We start from the raw sequence: 13,312 nt of genomic DNA on the forward strand, positions 1-13,312 counted from the left end.
TGACGCGCATGCCCCGCACCTCCGCACGCCTGATCCGGACCGTCAAAGGTCTCGCCCTCGGCCTGATCCTGCTGGCCGCCGCGCCCGCCACGGCCTTCGACACGCAGGCCCGTGCCGCCTATGTCATGGACCTGACCACCCGGACCGTGCTGCTGGACAAGAACGCCGACATGCCCCTGCCGCCTGCCTCGATGTCCAAGCTGATGACGCTCTACATCGCGTTCGAGGCGTTGCGCGACGGCCGGCTGCGGCTCGACGAGGAACTGCCCGTCTCGTCGCATGCGATGAGCTACGGCGGCTCGACCATGTTCCTCGACACCACCGACCGCGTGAAGGTCGAGGACCTGCTCAGGGGCATCATCGTGCTGTCCGGCAACGACGCCTGCGTCGTCCTTGCCGAGGCTCTGTCGCCCGACGGAACCGAGGCCGGGTTCGCCCGCTACATGACACAGCGCGCGCAGAAGATGGGGATGACCAACTCGACCTTCGCCAATTCCAACGGCTGGCCGGCCGCCGGTCACCGCATGTCGATGCGCGACCTGGCGCTGCTCGCAGCGCGCCTGATCGAGGATTTCCCGAATTTCTACCCGCTCTTCGCGGAACGGACCTTCGCCTTCGACGGCCGCGCCCCGCAGAACAACACCAACCGCAATCCGCTGCTGGGGCTGGGGATCGGGGCGGACGGGCTCAAGACCGGCCACACCGAAGAGGCCGGCTATGGCCTCGTGGGGTCCGCCAAGCAGGGCGACCGGCGCGTGATCTTCGCCCTGTCGGGCCTGCCGACCACCGCGGCGCGGGCACAGGAATCCGAGGCGATCATCAACTGGGCCTTCCGCCAGTTCACCCAGAAATCCCTGCTCAAGGCCGGCGAGACGGTGACCAAGGCCACCGTGCACATGGGCGACGTGCCGACCGTCTCGCTCACCACCGAGGACGACCTGACCGCGCTCCTGCCCGTGCTCGCCGGAGACGAGATCCCGGCCGAGGTGGTCTACAACGGCCCGATCAGCGCACCCGTCGCCCTGGGACAGCCGGTGGCCGAACTGATCCTCTCGCCCGAGGGCCTGCCCGAGACCCGCGTGCCGCTGGTCGCCGGCGAGGCGGTGCGCAAGGGGGGGTTCATGGTCACCGTGACCACCGCGCTCGACCACCTGCTGACAGAGATCGGCGGCGGCAAGCCCTCGGACACGCCCCCCGCCGAGGTCGAGGCGGAGGAGGCGAACTCTTGAGCGACGGGACCGGGCGGCGCGGGCTGTTCCTCAGCTTCGAGGGGATCGACGGCTCGGGCAAGTCCACCCAGGCCCGGATGCTGGCCGAGGCGCTGCGGGCCGAGGGGCGCGACGTCGTCCTGACCCGCGAGCCGGGCGGCAGCCCGGGGGCCGAGGAGATCCGGGCGCTCGTCCTGCAGGGCGATCCCGACCGCTGGTCCGCCGCGACCGAGATACTGCTCTTCACCGCCGCCCGCCGCGATCATCTGGAACGCACCATCCGGCCCGCGCTCGACCGCGGGGCCGTGGTGATCTGCGACCGCTTTGCCGACAGTACCCGGATGTACCAGGGGCTCAGCCGGGGCGACCTGCGGCGCACGGTCGACGACCTGCACGCGCTGATGATCGGGATCGAACCCGACCTCACCCTTCTCATCGACATGGACCCCGAGGTCGGCCTCTCGCGCGCAAAGGGGCGGCAGGGGATCGAAGAGAGGTTCGAGGACTTCGGCGCCGGCCTGCAAGCGAGGATGCGCACCGGGTTTCTCGACCTTGCGCGGGAATTTCCCGCCCGGTTCCGCGTGATCGACGGCGCCCGCCCGGAAGGGACCGTCGCGGCCGATGTGCTGACGGCGGCGCGCACCGCCCTGTCCGAGGGCGAAACCGCATGAGCGAGGCGGAGCTTCCCGAACCCGACCGGATCGAAGGCGCGCCCCACCCGCGCGAGACCCCCCGCCTGATCGGTCAGGACGCCGCCGAGGCGGCCTTTCTCACCGCCTTCACCTCGGGCCGGCTGCACCACGGCTGGCTGATCACGGGGCCGCGCGGCGTCGGCAAGGCGACGCTCGCCTGGCGCATCGCCCGGTTCCTGCTGGCTACCCCCGATCCCGGCGACGACGGCCTCTTCGGCGCGCCCCACCCGCCCGCATCGCTGGATATCGCGGCCGAGCATCCGGTGGCGCGGCGGATGCTTTCGGGCGCAGAGCCGGGGCTCTTCGTCCTGCGGCGCGGCGGCGCCGGATCGACCGACAAAGAGCGGGAAAAGAACCTGCGCGACGGCAAGTTCTCGAAGGTGATCCGGGTCGAGGACGCGCGCCCGCTCAAGGCCTTCTTCTCGCTCTCCTCGGTCGATGGGGGCCGCCGGGTCGTCATCATCGACGCGGCCGACGACCTGAACCCCAACGCGGCCAACGCCATCCTCAAGCTGCTCGAAGAGCCACCGGCGCGCACGGTCCTGCTGCTGATCGCGCACCAGCCCTCGCGCCTCCTGCCGACGATCCGGTCCCGCTGTCGCGAACTGCGCCTCGCGCCGCTGCCGCCACCGGCCATCGCCGAGGCGCTCGATCAGGCCGAGATCGCGACGGGCGCCGCCCCCGAGGCGCTGGCCGAGCTTGCCGGCGGCTCGGTCGGAGAGGCGGTCCGCCTCGTCGCGCTGGACGGGCTGGCCACCTATCACAACCTCGTCGCCCTGCTGGGCACTATGCCCCGGTTCGACGCCGCCCGCGCCCAGGCCCTGGCCGACATGGCGGCGGCGCGCGGCGGCGAAGAGCGGCGCGCCCTGCTTTTCCACCTGATCGACCTGGCGCTGTCGCGACTGGCGCGGACGGGCGCGACGGGCCGCCCCCCCGCCGTCGAGGCCGCGCCGGACGAGGCCGCGATCTTGGCCCGGCTGGCCCCCTCGCCCGCCGCGGGACGGGCCTGGGCACAGGCGGCGGAAGAGATCGGCGCGCGGCTCCGCCACGGCGAGGCGGTCAACCTTGACCCTGCCGCGCTGATCCTTGATACCGTCTTCAAACTTCAGAGCATCGCGGGCGGTCAGGCCGCCTGATTTCAGGGCCCTATGACCTCCCAGACCGTTCAGATCACCGACAGCCACTGCCATCTCGACTTTCCCGATTTCGACGACGAGCGCGACGCGGTGATCGCCCGCGCGATCGAGGCCGGGGTCGGCCGCATGGTCACCATCTGCACCAAGCTGCCCTCGCTGCCCAAGGTGCAGGCCATCTCCGAGGCGCATCCCGAGGTGTTCCACGCCTTCGGCGTACACCCGATGTCGGCGGCCGAGCACGAGCCCGTGACCGTGGATCAGCTGGTCGGGATCGCGAAGCACCCCAAGCTGGTCGGCATCGGGGAAAGCGGGCTCGACTATCACTACACCGCCGAAAGCGCCGGGGTGCAGCAGGCCTCTCTCCGCGTCCATTGCGCGGCCGCGGCCGAGACCGGGCTGCCCCTGATCATCCACGCCCGCGCGGCCGATGACGACATGGCCCGCATCCTGGCCGAGGAACATGCCAACGCGCCCTTTTCCTGCGTGATGCACTGCTTTTCCTCGGGAGCGGACCTTGCCAGGTCCGCGCTCGACCTGGGGTTCTACCTGTCCATGTCCGGCATCGCCGCCTTCCCCAAGTCGCAGGAGCTGCGCGACATCTTCGCCGCCGCGCCCCTCGACCGGATCCTGGTCGAGACCGACAGCCCCTATCTCGCCCCCCCGCCGCACCGGGGCAAGCGGAACGAACCGGCCTATACCGCCCATACCGCCAGGGTCGGGGCCGAGGTCTTCGGCCTGTCCTACCCGGACTTCGCCGCCGCGACCCAGGCGAATTTCGACCGTCTGTTCCAGAAGGCGGTGCAATGGCAGGAGGCGCAGGCCGCCTGATGGGAGAACTGCGCTTTACCATTCTCGGCTGCGGGTCGTCGGGCGGCGTGCCCCGGCTCGGCGGACACTGGGGGGCCTGCGATCCGGCCGATCCCCGCAACACCCGCCGCCGCTGCGCCCTGCTGGTCGAACAGGAACAGGACAGCGGCATCACCCGCGTGCTGATCGACACCGGGCCGGACATGCGCAGCCAGCTGCTCGACGCGGGCGTCGGCACGCTCGACGCCGTGGTCTATACCCATGCCCATGCCGATCACGTCCACGGGCTCGACGACCTGCGGATGATCGTCTTCAACATGCGCCAGCGGCTGACGGTCTGGGCCGATGGCGACACGCAGACCGCCCTGCTCGACCGGTTCGCCTATGCCTTCGTCCAGCCCGAGGGCTCGCCCTATCCGCCGATCCTGCGGATGAAGACCATCGACGGCCCCTTCGTCATCGACGGCGCCGGCGGTCCGGTGACCTTCACGCCGTTCCGCGTGAACCACGGCTCGATCGACGCGCTCGGCTTCCGCATCCGCGACTTCGCCTATCTCCCCGACGTGGCGGACATGTCGAACGAGGCATGGGAGGCCGTGCAGGATCTCGACTGCTGGGTGCTCGACTCGCTGCGCCGCGACCCGCACCCGACGCATTCGCACCTGGAGCAGTCGCTCGACTGGATCGCCCGGGCGGACCCGAGACGCGCGGTGCTGACGAACATGCATATCGACCTCGACTATGCGACCGTCGACGGCGAGACACCCGCGCACATCCGCCCCGCCCATGACGGGATGCAGATCGTGTACGCCATCTGATGGGATCCCTGATCACCGTCATCCTGCCGGTGTTCCTGCTGATCGGCGCGGGCTATGCCGCCACGCGCTTTGGCGGCTTTTCCCAGGGCGCCGTCGACGGGCTGATGCGGTTCACGCAGAACTATGCCTTTCCCTGCCTGCTGTTCAACGCCGTCGCCGGGTTCGACATCGGCGAGCAGTTCCGCGCGCCCCTGCTGCTGAGCTATTATGCCGCCGCGACGATCAGCTACGTCCTCGGCTTCCTCGCCGCCCTGCTGATCTTCCGGCGCGATCTCGAGGATTGCGTCGCCATCGGCTTCTGCTGCCTCTTCTCGAACACGCTGATGCTGGGCCTTCCGATCACCGAACGCGCCTACGGCACCTCGGCGCTCGAGGCGAATTTCGCCATCATCGCGATCCACGCCCCATTCTGCTACACGGTCGGCATCGCATCGATGGAGGCGGTGCGGGCCCGCGGCGCCGGGCTCAACCCGCTGCGCGTCATGGGCCAGATCGGGCGCCAAATGATCCGCAACCCGCTGGTCATCGCCTTGCTACTGGGTTTTGCGGTCAACCTCGGGCGGGTCCCGATCCCGGCGCCGGTCATGGACGCGGTGACCATGATGGTGGCGGCCACCGTGCCGGCGGCGCTCTTCGCCGTCGGCGGCGTGCTGGTGCAGTACCGGATCGAGGGCGACCTGCGCATCGTCCTGGTCATCGCGATGATCACCCTGCTGATCCACCCCGCGCTGGTCTGGGTCTTCGGCGGACTGGCCGCGCTGGACACCGCCCAGTTCCGCTCGGCCCTCATCACCGCCGCCGTGGCGCCCGGCATCAACACCTACGTCTTCGCCAGCCTCTACGACCGGGCCAAGCGCATCGCGGCCTCGTCCGTGCTGCTGACGACCATCGGCTCGATCCTGACGGTCTGGTTCTGGCTCTCGATCCTGCCGTGACCTCCGCGCCTCTGGACACCCATTTCGATCTGCGGAATAGTCTTCCGCAAAATGGAGGATAGTATGACCGATGATCTGCTGATCGAACGCAAGGGCGGGATCCTCGTCCTGACGCTGAACCGTCCGGACCGGCGCAACGCCATGAGCCGGCCCATGATCTTCGGCCTGCACGATGAGCTGGAGAAGGCCGCCGAGGACCCCGAGGTGCGCGCCGTGATCCTGACCGGGGCGGGCGGCGCCTTCTGCGCCGGCGGCGACGTCAAGGCGATGAACGAGGGGTCCGGCCGCGACCAGAGTTTTTACGAACAGCGCCGCAACCTGCGGCACCGCATGGACTGCAGCCGTCTGCTGCACGAGATGCCGAAACCGACCATCGCCGCCATCGAGGGCGCGGCCGCGGGCGCAGGGCTGTCGCTGGCGCTCGCCTGCGATTTCCGCATCGCAAGCGACACCGCCAAGCTGACCACGGCCTTCGCCAAGGTCGCCCTCTCGGGGGATTTCGGAGGCACCTATTTCCTGACCCAGATCCTCGGGACCGCCAAGGCGAAGGAGCTCTACCTCTTCTCGCCCGTGATCTCGGGGAAGGAGGCCGAACGCATCGGCCTGGTGACCCGCGCGGTCGACGCGGGCGCGGCCCTGGACGAGGCTCTGACCTTCGCCGCACCGCTGGCCGAGGGCGCGCCGCTGGCCCTGGGCCGGATGAAACAGAACCTCAACCTCGCGGCGGGCGGCGGATCGCTCGTCGAGGTGATGGATCTCGAGGCCGACAATCACACCTGCAGCACCGACACGAAGGATCACCGCGAGGCGGCGGCGGCCTTCGTCGAAAAGCGCAAGCCGGCCTTCCGCGGTTCCTGATCCATCCGGCCCGGGCGAGCACGCGCCCCCGCCCCTGTGGAAGAGGCGCGGCCCATCCGGTGCGGGAGCCTGCGCCCGCCGCGCATTGTTGCCCCGGGCAGCGCACCTCGGCCCGCGGGACTGTGCCGGCGGCAGGGGTCCCCCCGAGGTCCGGTCCGGCCGCAAGGCCGGCCCTGCCCGCCGGTGAGTTCGTGATGGACGGGATCGCCGGACCTCTCGCAAGCGGGTATTCCCCTTCTCGCGGCGGGGCGCTAGAAACGGCGCATGGATGACTTCAGCCCCGGCACACATCTTCTGGTCGACCATCGCGGCGGCGCGGGCATGACCGATCCGGACGTGCTGGAACAGGCCATGCGCGGCGCCGCCGAGGCGGCCGAGGCCACGGTCCTGTCCGCCCATTTCCACCAGTTCCCGGACAGCGCCGGCGTGACCGGCGTGCTGCTGCTGGCCGAGAGCCATATCTCCGTCCACACCTGGCCGGAACACGACTACGCCGCCTTCGACATCTTCGTCTGCGGCGAAGGCCAGGGCAAGAAGGCCGCGGACTTCCTCGCGCGCGCGCTACTGCCCGACTGGACCCAGATCCGGGCGGTTCAGCGGAACCATTTCTCCCACGCACCGACGTAAAATCCCAGCAGCGCGTGATCGCGGATCGAATTGACGCGGGCCGCGATGCGGTCGGTGTCGCCGTCGAAACTTTGCGCCGCCGCCCATGTGCCGCGCGTGAGGAAACCCAGCCCCTCGGGCAGAGGCAGTGGACGCGGCGCCGGGTCCTCGACGGTGGCGAGGACGAACCCCCAATCGCCGAACGAGGGCACCAGCGCGTGATAGGGGATCACGTTGAGCCCCGCGCCCGGAGCATAGGGGTTGCGGGTCGCCTCCCACGTCTCGACGATGGACCAGAAGGCCTGGCGGGCGTAGAAGGGCGACCCCGCCTGCGTGACGACAGCCCCGCCGGCGGCCAGGCGATCGACGAGCATGGCGTAGAACTCGCGGCTGTAGAGCTTGGAGAGGGCCAGGGTCTTGGGATCCGGCAGGTCCAGGATGATGACATCATACGCCTCTTCCGTGTCCTCGACGAACCGCCACGCGTCAAAGTTGACAGCTGTCAACCTTGGGTCGTCGTAGCTGTGGCCGTTCAGCGCGGCGAGATCGGGATGGGACGAAAAGATCTCGGTCACGCGGGGATCGAGATCGACGAGCGTGACCGCCTCGACCGGGTGGCGCAGCACCTCGCGCAGGGCCATGCCGTCGCCGCCGCCCAGGATCAGCACGCGTTTCGGGGCAGGCACGAGCCCCATGGCGGGATGCACCAGCGCCTCGTGATAGCGGTACTCGTCGTAGCTGTCGAACTGGATCGAGTGATCGAGGAACAGGCGGATCCGGTCGCGGAACCGGGTCACGGTGATGTGCTGATAGGCCGTGTCCTCGGACAGGATCACGTCGTCCTCGTATAGCTGCGCCTCGGTGAGCGAGACGATCCGCTCCGCCTGCCAGAGCCCGAGGCCCGTCGCCACGGCCGCCACCGCCCAGACCGCCAGCGGCGCGAGCGACAGGTCCCGGCGGAAGATCCACAGCGAGAGGGCCGCCACCGCGAGATTCAGCGCTCCGAAGGCGAGCGAGGCGGACATCAGGCCGAGATGCGGGATGATCAGGACCGGAAAGGCGAGCGAGGCCGCCAGCGCCCCGAGATAATCGAAGCTGAGCACGTTCTCGAACCGGAACTCGGGCGCGCCGATCCCGTGCAACGTGCGGGCGATCAACGGAATCTCCATACCCGACAGGATCCCGACGGCGATCAGCAGGCTGTAGAGCGGCACCGCCACCTCGCCCGTCCAGGCGTAGAGGCCGAAGACCACCGGCGCGAGGAAACCGCCGGCGATGCCCAGCAGGATCTGCGCCCAGACGAAGCCGGGCAGCGGGTCGCGGACATAGCGCGACACCCAGGCGCCCAGCCCCATCGAGGCGAGGAAGATGCCGATGACGAACGAGAACTGCCGCACCGAATCCCCCAGCAGGTAGCTGGAGAGGGTCGCGGCGATGAGTTCGTAGATCAGTCCGGCCACCGCGACGAGGAAGGTCGCGGTCAGCAGCCAGACCTCGCGCGGCTGCACGCGCGGGCGGGATGTCATGGGGTCAGGACAGGATCACGGCGGCGATGATGATCGCCATGCCGACGAAGACCGCGCCCATCAGGATGGCGAGGGCCATGTTCTGGTCCTCTTCGATCTCCTTCACCACCGGAAAGGGAGCGAGCCAGGTGATGACGAACCAGACCACCCCCATCAGGACCAGGCCGAGGACGGAATAGAAGACGGTCGAGAGGACCTCGGCCAGAATGATCGCTTCGAACATAGGCATTCCTTTCTACTTGATGCGCCCGCCGGTGCCGATGACCCGCCCGGCCGAGCCGGCCCGCACCGAACGGTCGAGATCGGTGCTGTCCCTGCCGATCCCGTAATAGCCGAGCCACGCCGTCCCCGCGATGGCCGAGAGGCCGATTGCCAGAAAGAGGATCCTGAGCACCATCATGATCGCCGCCCCCTAGTCATCCTCATCCGTCCAGTCGCTGCCGCTCCAGCGCCGCTTGTGGGCCAGAAGCGCACGCAGCAGGAAGAGGCCCGGGATCAGCCCGAAGACGAACGCCAGGAGAAAGAGCCACAGGCCCGACGACTGGCTTTCGACGACGCGGACCGAGAGCGCGCTGGCCGCCGCGCCGCCGCGCTGCCAGGTGCCGCTTTCCGGCATGTCGAGCGAAAGGGTGTAGCGGCCGGGCATCGGCGGGTGGAAACGCAGGGTCGAAACGGTCGAGCCTTCGGTCCAGCGCCCGTCGGCGTCACGGCCATGGTAGAACCCGATCTCACGCCCCGCCTCGAAGACGGGCCGGTCCTCGGGGTCGGTCAGGGCGACGTCGACATAGGCCCAGGAGTTCGAGACATCCGCCTGCAGCCGGATCGTGGCAAGCCGGTCGGTATCTGTCAGATCGAAGGCGATGTCGACCGGCAGCGAGGCGACGGGGATCTCGGGCGCCGAGGCGACGGCACGGCCGCGCATCGAGGACAGGCCCAGTCCGGCGATCACCGCCAGCACCGCGAGGCCGACCGCGGCCAGCGTATAGAACCGGGGAAGGCGTCGTCCTGGATAGGGCATCAGCGGGTGATTGCGGCTGGCCCGCGCCGGCGCGACGGCCCCGAAGGCGGCGTAGGTCGCGGGCGGAAGCCAGGTCGAGATTTCCACCTCGCGCTCGGTCGTGCTGTGTTCGAACGTCAGCATCGCGTCCCGCCCCAGGATCGAGACGGCCGTCGCGCGGTCGCCCACCTTCGGCTCCCAGTTGAACTCCCCCTCGGCGAAGGTGATGCGCGCGGTGCTGGTCTCGTAATAGCGGTAGGTGCCGCTTCCGGTCCGAACGACGGGGCGGCTTTCGGCCCGTTCGACGGTGGCGGACGTGAGAAAGGCGGGTCGGGTCGGTTTCCTATAGCGGCGCGAGAAGATCAGGTGCCCCTCCTCGACCGTCAGCCAGGCATAGCCATGGGTGGGCGAAAAGACCTGGTGATCCACCCAGGTCCAGACGCTGCCCTGCCAGATTTCCTCCCACGCCAGGATCCCGATGACGGTGAAGGCCACGCCGTCGATCTCGCCCGCCATGCCGAGGGCGAGGGGCGTCTCGGGCCGCTGAAGACCGCTGTACCTCGCGATGACCGCGTAATCCTGGTTGGCATCGAGCGCGGCGCCGCAATAGCCGCAGACATGGGTGCTGACGCGGCCGCCGCCGAGAATGTCGAGCCCCGCCCCGCAGGAGGTGCAGTTGACGGCGGTGATCCCCTGCGCCCGGGTCATGCCGCGCGCTCCGTCCGGACCTCGAACGGGTCGATCCATTCGCCCTCGAACCACAGGGCGCTGCCGTCCTGGAATTCTCCCGACAGGAGCGCGCCACCCTGCGAGAGCGCGTTGATGAAACGATAGGTCTCGCCGACCGAGAGGGCCTCGTCGAATTCGCCGCGCAGGGCGATGCACTCGGCCAGGTCGATCTCGGTCACGCGGTAGTCGTCGCCGCGGAACCGGAAGCCGTCACCGAGGCGCAGCGCCATGCCGCCGCCCGGCCCCGCCTCGCCCCGCAGCCGGCGCTGCACGGCCACGTCCCCCTCGTCGATGGAGAGCCAGGCCGGGTGACCTTCTGCATCGAGGGCCCAGAATTCGTCCCACCAGCCGCGGCCATAGCTGAACCGCGCATGGCCGAGGATGTCGAAGACGCCCGCCGGACAGTGCACCCGGTCGCCGATGCCGAAGAGCAGCGGCGCTTCGTGCATCACGCCGGCCTGCCCTGCAGCCTTCACCACCTCGTCCTCGATCAGCAGGGTCGTCCCGCAGGAGGGACAGGTGAGCATCCGCACCCCGGACCGCGTCTCGACGCGGTCTCCGCAGTTGGGGCAGGACATCTGGACCATGTAACGCGGAGCCTTCGTGACGGATGTTCGGTCGGGAACGGCCCCAGCTTGCCGCGTCGGCGGGGCGGGCGCAACCGGCGACGCCCCACGCTTGTCAGGGACCGGCTTTCAACTTACCAATTCGGTGAACCGGCGCTGCCGGTGCGCTGCGGCACGAGGCGGGCCATGCACTTCACCATCACCCATCTGCGCGGTCCCGACGCCCCGAAAAGCGGGTCGGTCGCGGTCGGCCGGCGCCTGGGCGACACCGAGAGCCCGGTGTTGCACGACCCGCCGCGCCGGATGGGTTCCCGCGCGGCGCGGCGCGATCACGCCAAAGGCCCCGCGCGCTCTCCGGCGGTGCCGAACCCCGTGGACCGGTATGACGAGACCCCCTGCCCCTTCGGCATCAACCTCGCTTGCACGCGGAACGCCCGGGGGCGGCCGATGCCGCGCAGCGCGGTGAACGACGAGGCGGCCGAGCGGGTGCCGCCCGCAAGGCTCGCCACGCCGAGGTCGCCGTGACGGAGGAGGCTGGCACGATTCTCGCCCGGGCGCAGGAGGCCTTCAACGCGGGCCGGGTCTCGGACTGCCACACCCTGATCGAGCCGCTGATCCCGGCCCCGCCCGAGGATCCGCGCGACCGGGCCCGTCTGGCCTATCTCCAGCTGGGCTGCGCGCTCTACCAGACCGGCGACCTCGCCCTGGCGCGGCGCCTGAACGCCGAGCTTCCGACGCAGCTCTGGCGGCCGATGCGCTATCGCCTCTCGCTGAGGCTGCGCGACCCGGCGACGGCCAGGCGGCTGCGCACCGACCCCGGCGTCACCGAGAAGGAGCGCGACGATTTCCGGACGACGGCGGGGCTGCACATGCTCTGGGCGCGGCGGTATCGCACCGGGTTCCCCCTCTATGCCTGCCGGCACAACGCCATCCTCTTTCCGCGCACGGTGCCCAAGGCGATGGTGCACGTGCCCCTGCCCGCCGATCCCGGACAGGACGAGGACACGATCATCCTGGAACAGGGGCTGGGCGACGTGCTGTTCCACCTGGCGCATGTCCGCCACGAGGGCGCGCACGAGACCGCGCGCTTTGTCGGCCTGCGCAAGTACGGGCCGCTCATCCGCCGGTATTTTCCCCGCGCCACCTACCTCCCCTACGAGGAGCTGACCGAGACGCATCAGGGCCTGCGCGCCCATCTGGCCGGCGATTTCGTCGGGCGCGGCTTTGCCCGGACCGGCCGTGTCGCGGCACCCGTCACCTTCGACAGCCCGCGCCGCAGGACGGGCGAGCCGCCGGTCTGGGGGATCTGCTGGCGCGGCGGCTCGGGCCAGAACCGGCGCGAGGAACGGCATATCGCGCTCAGGGTCTTTCTCGACCTGCTGCCGCGCGACGCCCGGTTCCTGGCCCTGCAGTTCGACATGACCCCCGAGGAGCGCGAGATCCTCACCGCCGACGCACGCTGCATGGTGCCGCTGGCGGATGTCGCCGCGAACCCGGTCGAGACGATCAACATGATCCGGCCGCTGGCCGGCGTGATCTCGGTCGACAGTGCCAACTGGCACATGGCGGGGCTGTGCGGCGTGCCCCTTCTCGCCATCATGAACCGGACCGCGCACTGGTTCTGGGGCCCTGACGCCCGCGCCGAGAATGCCTATCCCTGCGCCACCACCATCCGAAAGGAGGTGCTGGACCCGGGCCACATCGCGGATTGGATCGACGAGACGCGGAAGGCGTGGTCCGCACGCCCCGCCTCGGTGCGCCCGGCCATCGCCGACATCCGGCGGCGGCCCGTCCTGGTCACCGGCCTGCCCCGGTCCGCCACGTCGATGACGATGCGCGTGCTGCATGCGCACGGGCTCTGGCTGGGCGAGACCGTGCCGGGCAACCGCGAGAACCCGCAGGGCTATTTCGAGAGCCGCGTGATCCGCGACGGCATCGTCAAGCCGCTGCTGTCGGACATGGGGGCCGATCCGCTCGGCGTGCGCAGCTTTCCCCCCCGGGACGTGCTTCCCCCCTGCCCGCCGCTGGCGCGCCGGATCACCCGGGCGCTGCGGCGCGAAGGCTATGACGGCAGCGGACCCTGGGGGTTCAAGGACCCCAAGCTCACCCTGCTGTGGCAGCTGTTCGACCGCGCCTATCCGCAGGCGATCTGGGTGATCGTGCGCCGTGACCGCGGCAAGGTTCTCGACAGCCTCTGCCGGACTTCTTTCATGGCACGCCATTCCACCAGCCCGGAATACTGGACACCGTTCTGCAATGCCTACGATTTCCGGCTGAACCTGCTGCGCGGCAGCGGCGCGCGGATCTTCGAGGTGGACGCGGATGCGCTCTCGTCCGGGGACCTCGACCAGATCAGGCCGGTGATCGACGCGGCGGGACTGACCTTCGAGGCGGCTACGGCGCGCGCGGCCCTGGCCCGGCCCTGAGCGGGCGG

The 13,312-nt window shown here is 69.8% G+C and carries 15 protein-coding genes; 10 read left to right on the forward strand and 5 right to left on the reverse strand.

The window, feature by feature from the left end:
• The first annotated feature begins 8 nt into the window (after window positions 1-8).
• The 8 genes from OB2597_RS12425 to speD all read left to right on the forward strand — a co-directional run bounded on the left by OB2597_RS12425 (window position 9) and on the right by speD (window position 7,081).
• Window positions 9-1,229 carry a D-alanyl-D-alanine carboxypeptidase family protein gene (locus OB2597_RS12425; RefSeq protein ID WP_009805923.1) on the forward strand — a complete coding sequence of 407 codons (1,221 nt, stop codon included), beginning with the start codon at window positions 9-11 and terminating at the stop codon, window positions 1,227-1,229.
• On the forward strand, window positions 1,226-1,879 hold the full coding sequence (gene tmk / locus OB2597_RS12430; RefSeq protein WP_009805924.1) for a dTMP kinase: 654 nt from the start codon (window positions 1,226-1,228) through the stop codon (window positions 1,877-1,879). Before OB2597_RS12425 ends, tmk begins: the two co-directional genes overlap by 4 nt.
• Entirely contained in the window at window positions 1,876-3,036 is a 1,161-nt protein-coding gene (locus tag OB2597_RS12435; protein ID WP_009805925.1) for a DNA polymerase III subunit delta', read from the forward strand. Before tmk ends, OB2597_RS12435 begins: the two co-directional genes overlap by 4 nt.
• Before the next feature lie 12 nt (window positions 3,037-3,048).
• On the forward strand, window positions 3,049-3,864 hold the full coding sequence (locus tag OB2597_RS12440; RefSeq protein WP_009805926.1) for a TatD family hydrolase: 816 nt from the start codon (window positions 3,049-3,051) through the stop codon (window positions 3,862-3,864).
• Window positions 3,864-4,661, forward strand: a complete 798-nt coding sequence (locus OB2597_RS12445; RefSeq protein ID WP_009805927.1) for an MBL fold metallo-hydrolase — start codon at window positions 3,864-3,866, stop codon at window positions 4,659-4,661. The genes OB2597_RS12440 and OB2597_RS12445 overlap by 1 nt, the downstream gene beginning before the upstream one ends.
• Entirely contained in the window at window positions 4,661-5,596 is a 936-nt protein-coding gene (locus OB2597_RS12450; RefSeq protein ID WP_009805928.1) for an AEC family transporter, read from the forward strand. Before OB2597_RS12445 ends, OB2597_RS12450 begins: the two co-directional genes overlap by 1 nt.
• Window positions 5,597-5,659: 63 nt before the next feature.
• On the forward strand, window positions 5,660-6,454 hold the full coding sequence (locus tag OB2597_RS12455; protein ID WP_009805929.1) for an enoyl-CoA hydratase-related protein: 795 nt from the start codon (window positions 5,660-5,662) through the stop codon (window positions 6,452-6,454).
• Between the two features lie 264 nt (window positions 6,455-6,718).
• Complete coding sequence (speD, locus tag OB2597_RS12460; protein WP_009805930.1) at window positions 6,719-7,081, forward strand: adenosylmethionine decarboxylase; 363 nt, start codon at window positions 6,719-6,721, stop codon at window positions 7,079-7,081.
• On the opposite strand, the gene OB2597_RS12465 is transcribed toward speD, so the two are convergent.
• From OB2597_RS12465 to OB2597_RS12480, 5 genes are read right to left on the reverse strand one after another with little or no spacing between them, the layout of a single operon-like run.
• Entirely contained in the window at window positions 7,048-8,586 is a 1,539-nt protein-coding gene (locus tag OB2597_RS12465; RefSeq protein WP_040609307.1) for a polyamine aminopropyltransferase, read from the reverse strand. The two genes, speD and OB2597_RS12465, sit on opposite strands and share 34 nt — an antisense overlap.
• Window positions 8,587-8,590: 4 nt before the next feature.
• Complete coding sequence (locus OB2597_RS12470; protein ID WP_009805932.1) at window positions 8,591-8,809, reverse strand: DUF350 domain-containing protein; 219 nt, start codon at window positions 8,807-8,809, stop codon at window positions 8,591-8,593.
• 12 nt (window positions 8,810-8,821) lie between these two features.
• Window positions 8,822-8,986, reverse strand: a complete 165-nt coding sequence (locus tag OB2597_RS22285; RefSeq protein WP_009805933.1) for a hypothetical protein — start codon at window positions 8,984-8,986, stop codon at window positions 8,822-8,824.
• 12 nt (window positions 8,987-8,998) lie between these two features.
• Window positions 8,999-10,291 carry a DUF4178 domain-containing protein gene (locus tag OB2597_RS12475; protein ID WP_009805934.1) on the reverse strand — a complete coding sequence of 431 codons (1,293 nt, stop codon included), beginning with the start codon at window positions 10,289-10,291 and terminating at the stop codon, window positions 8,999-9,001.
• Window positions 10,288-10,899 (reverse strand): DUF4178 domain-containing protein, encoded by a 612-nt coding sequence (locus OB2597_RS12480; RefSeq protein ID WP_009805935.1) that lies wholly within the window; start codon window positions 10,897-10,899, stop codon window positions 10,288-10,290. Before OB2597_RS12480 ends, OB2597_RS12475 begins: the two co-directional genes overlap by 4 nt.
• Window positions 10,900-11,064: 165 nt before the next feature.
• Here OB2597_RS12480 and OB2597_RS12485 point away from each other — a divergent pair, with 165 nt between their 5' ends.
• Together OB2597_RS12485 and OB2597_RS12490 are read left to right on the forward strand one after the other, a co-directional pair.
• The gene (locus OB2597_RS12485) at window positions 11,065-11,403 is read left to right on the forward strand and encodes a hypothetical protein (RefSeq protein WP_009805936.1); all 339 of its coding nucleotides are present in this window, start codon (window positions 11,065-11,067) and stop codon (window positions 11,401-11,403) included.
• The gene (locus OB2597_RS12490) at window positions 11,400-13,304 is read left to right on the forward strand and encodes a sulfotransferase (protein WP_009805937.1); all 1,905 of its coding nucleotides are present in this window, start codon (window positions 11,400-11,402) and stop codon (window positions 13,302-13,304) included. Before OB2597_RS12485 ends, OB2597_RS12490 begins: the two co-directional genes overlap by 4 nt.
• Window positions 13,305-13,312: the final 8 nt, after the last annotated feature.

Origin of the sequence: Pseudooceanicola batsensis HTCC2597 (assembly GCF_000152725.1) — a bacterium.
Taxonomy (GTDB): domain Bacteria; phylum Pseudomonadota; class Alphaproteobacteria; order Rhodobacterales; family Rhodobacteraceae; genus Pseudooceanicola; species Pseudooceanicola batsensis.

Bases quoted from the DNA above. Each gene is read 5' to 3' on its own strand.
- OB2597_RS12445 (WP_009805927.1), top strand. From the start codon at position 3,864: ATGGGAGAACTGCGCTTTACCATTCTCGGCTGCGGGTCGTCGGGCGGC.
- OB2597_RS12480 (WP_009805935.1), bottom strand. From the start codon at position 10,899: ATGGTCCAGATGTCCTGCCCCAACTGCGGAGACCGCGTCGAGACGCGG.
- OB2597_RS12440 (WP_009805926.1), top strand. From the start codon at position 3,049: ATGACCTCCCAGACCGTTCAGATCACCGACAGCCACTGCCATCTCGAC.
- OB2597_RS12435 (WP_009805925.1), top strand. From the start codon at position 1,876: ATGAGCGAGGCGGAGCTTCCCGAACCCGACCGGATCGAAGGCGCGCCC.
- OB2597_RS12475 (WP_009805934.1), bottom strand. From the start codon at position 10,291: ATGACCCGGGCGCAGGGGATCACCGCCGTCAACTGCACCTCCTGCGGG.
- OB2597_RS12450 (WP_009805928.1), top strand. From the start codon at position 4,661: ATGGGATCCCTGATCACCGTCATCCTGCCGGTGTTCCTGCTGATCGGC.
- speD (WP_009805930.1), top strand. From the start codon at position 6,719: ATGGATGACTTCAGCCCCGGCACACATCTTCTGGTCGACCATCGCGGC.
- OB2597_RS12425 (WP_009805923.1), top strand. From the start codon at position 9: ATGCCCCGCACCTCCGCACGCCTGATCCGGACCGTCAAAGGTCTCGCC.
- OB2597_RS12485 (WP_009805936.1), top strand. From the start codon at position 11,065: ATGCACTTCACCATCACCCATCTGCGCGGTCCCGACGCCCCGAAAAGC.
- OB2597_RS22285 (WP_009805933.1), bottom strand. From the start codon at position 8,986: ATGATGGTGCTCAGGATCCTCTTTCTGGCAATCGGCCTCTCGGCCATC.
- OB2597_RS12470 (WP_009805932.1), bottom strand. From the start codon at position 8,809: ATGTTCGAAGCGATCATTCTGGCCGAGGTCCTCTCGACCGTCTTCTAT.
- OB2597_RS12465 (WP_040609307.1), bottom strand. From the start codon at position 8,586: ATGACATCCCGCCCGCGCGTGCAGCCGCGCGAGGTCTGGCTGCTGACC.
- OB2597_RS12455 (WP_009805929.1), top strand. From the start codon at position 5,660: ATGACCGATGATCTGCTGATCGAACGCAAGGGCGGGATCCTCGTCCTG.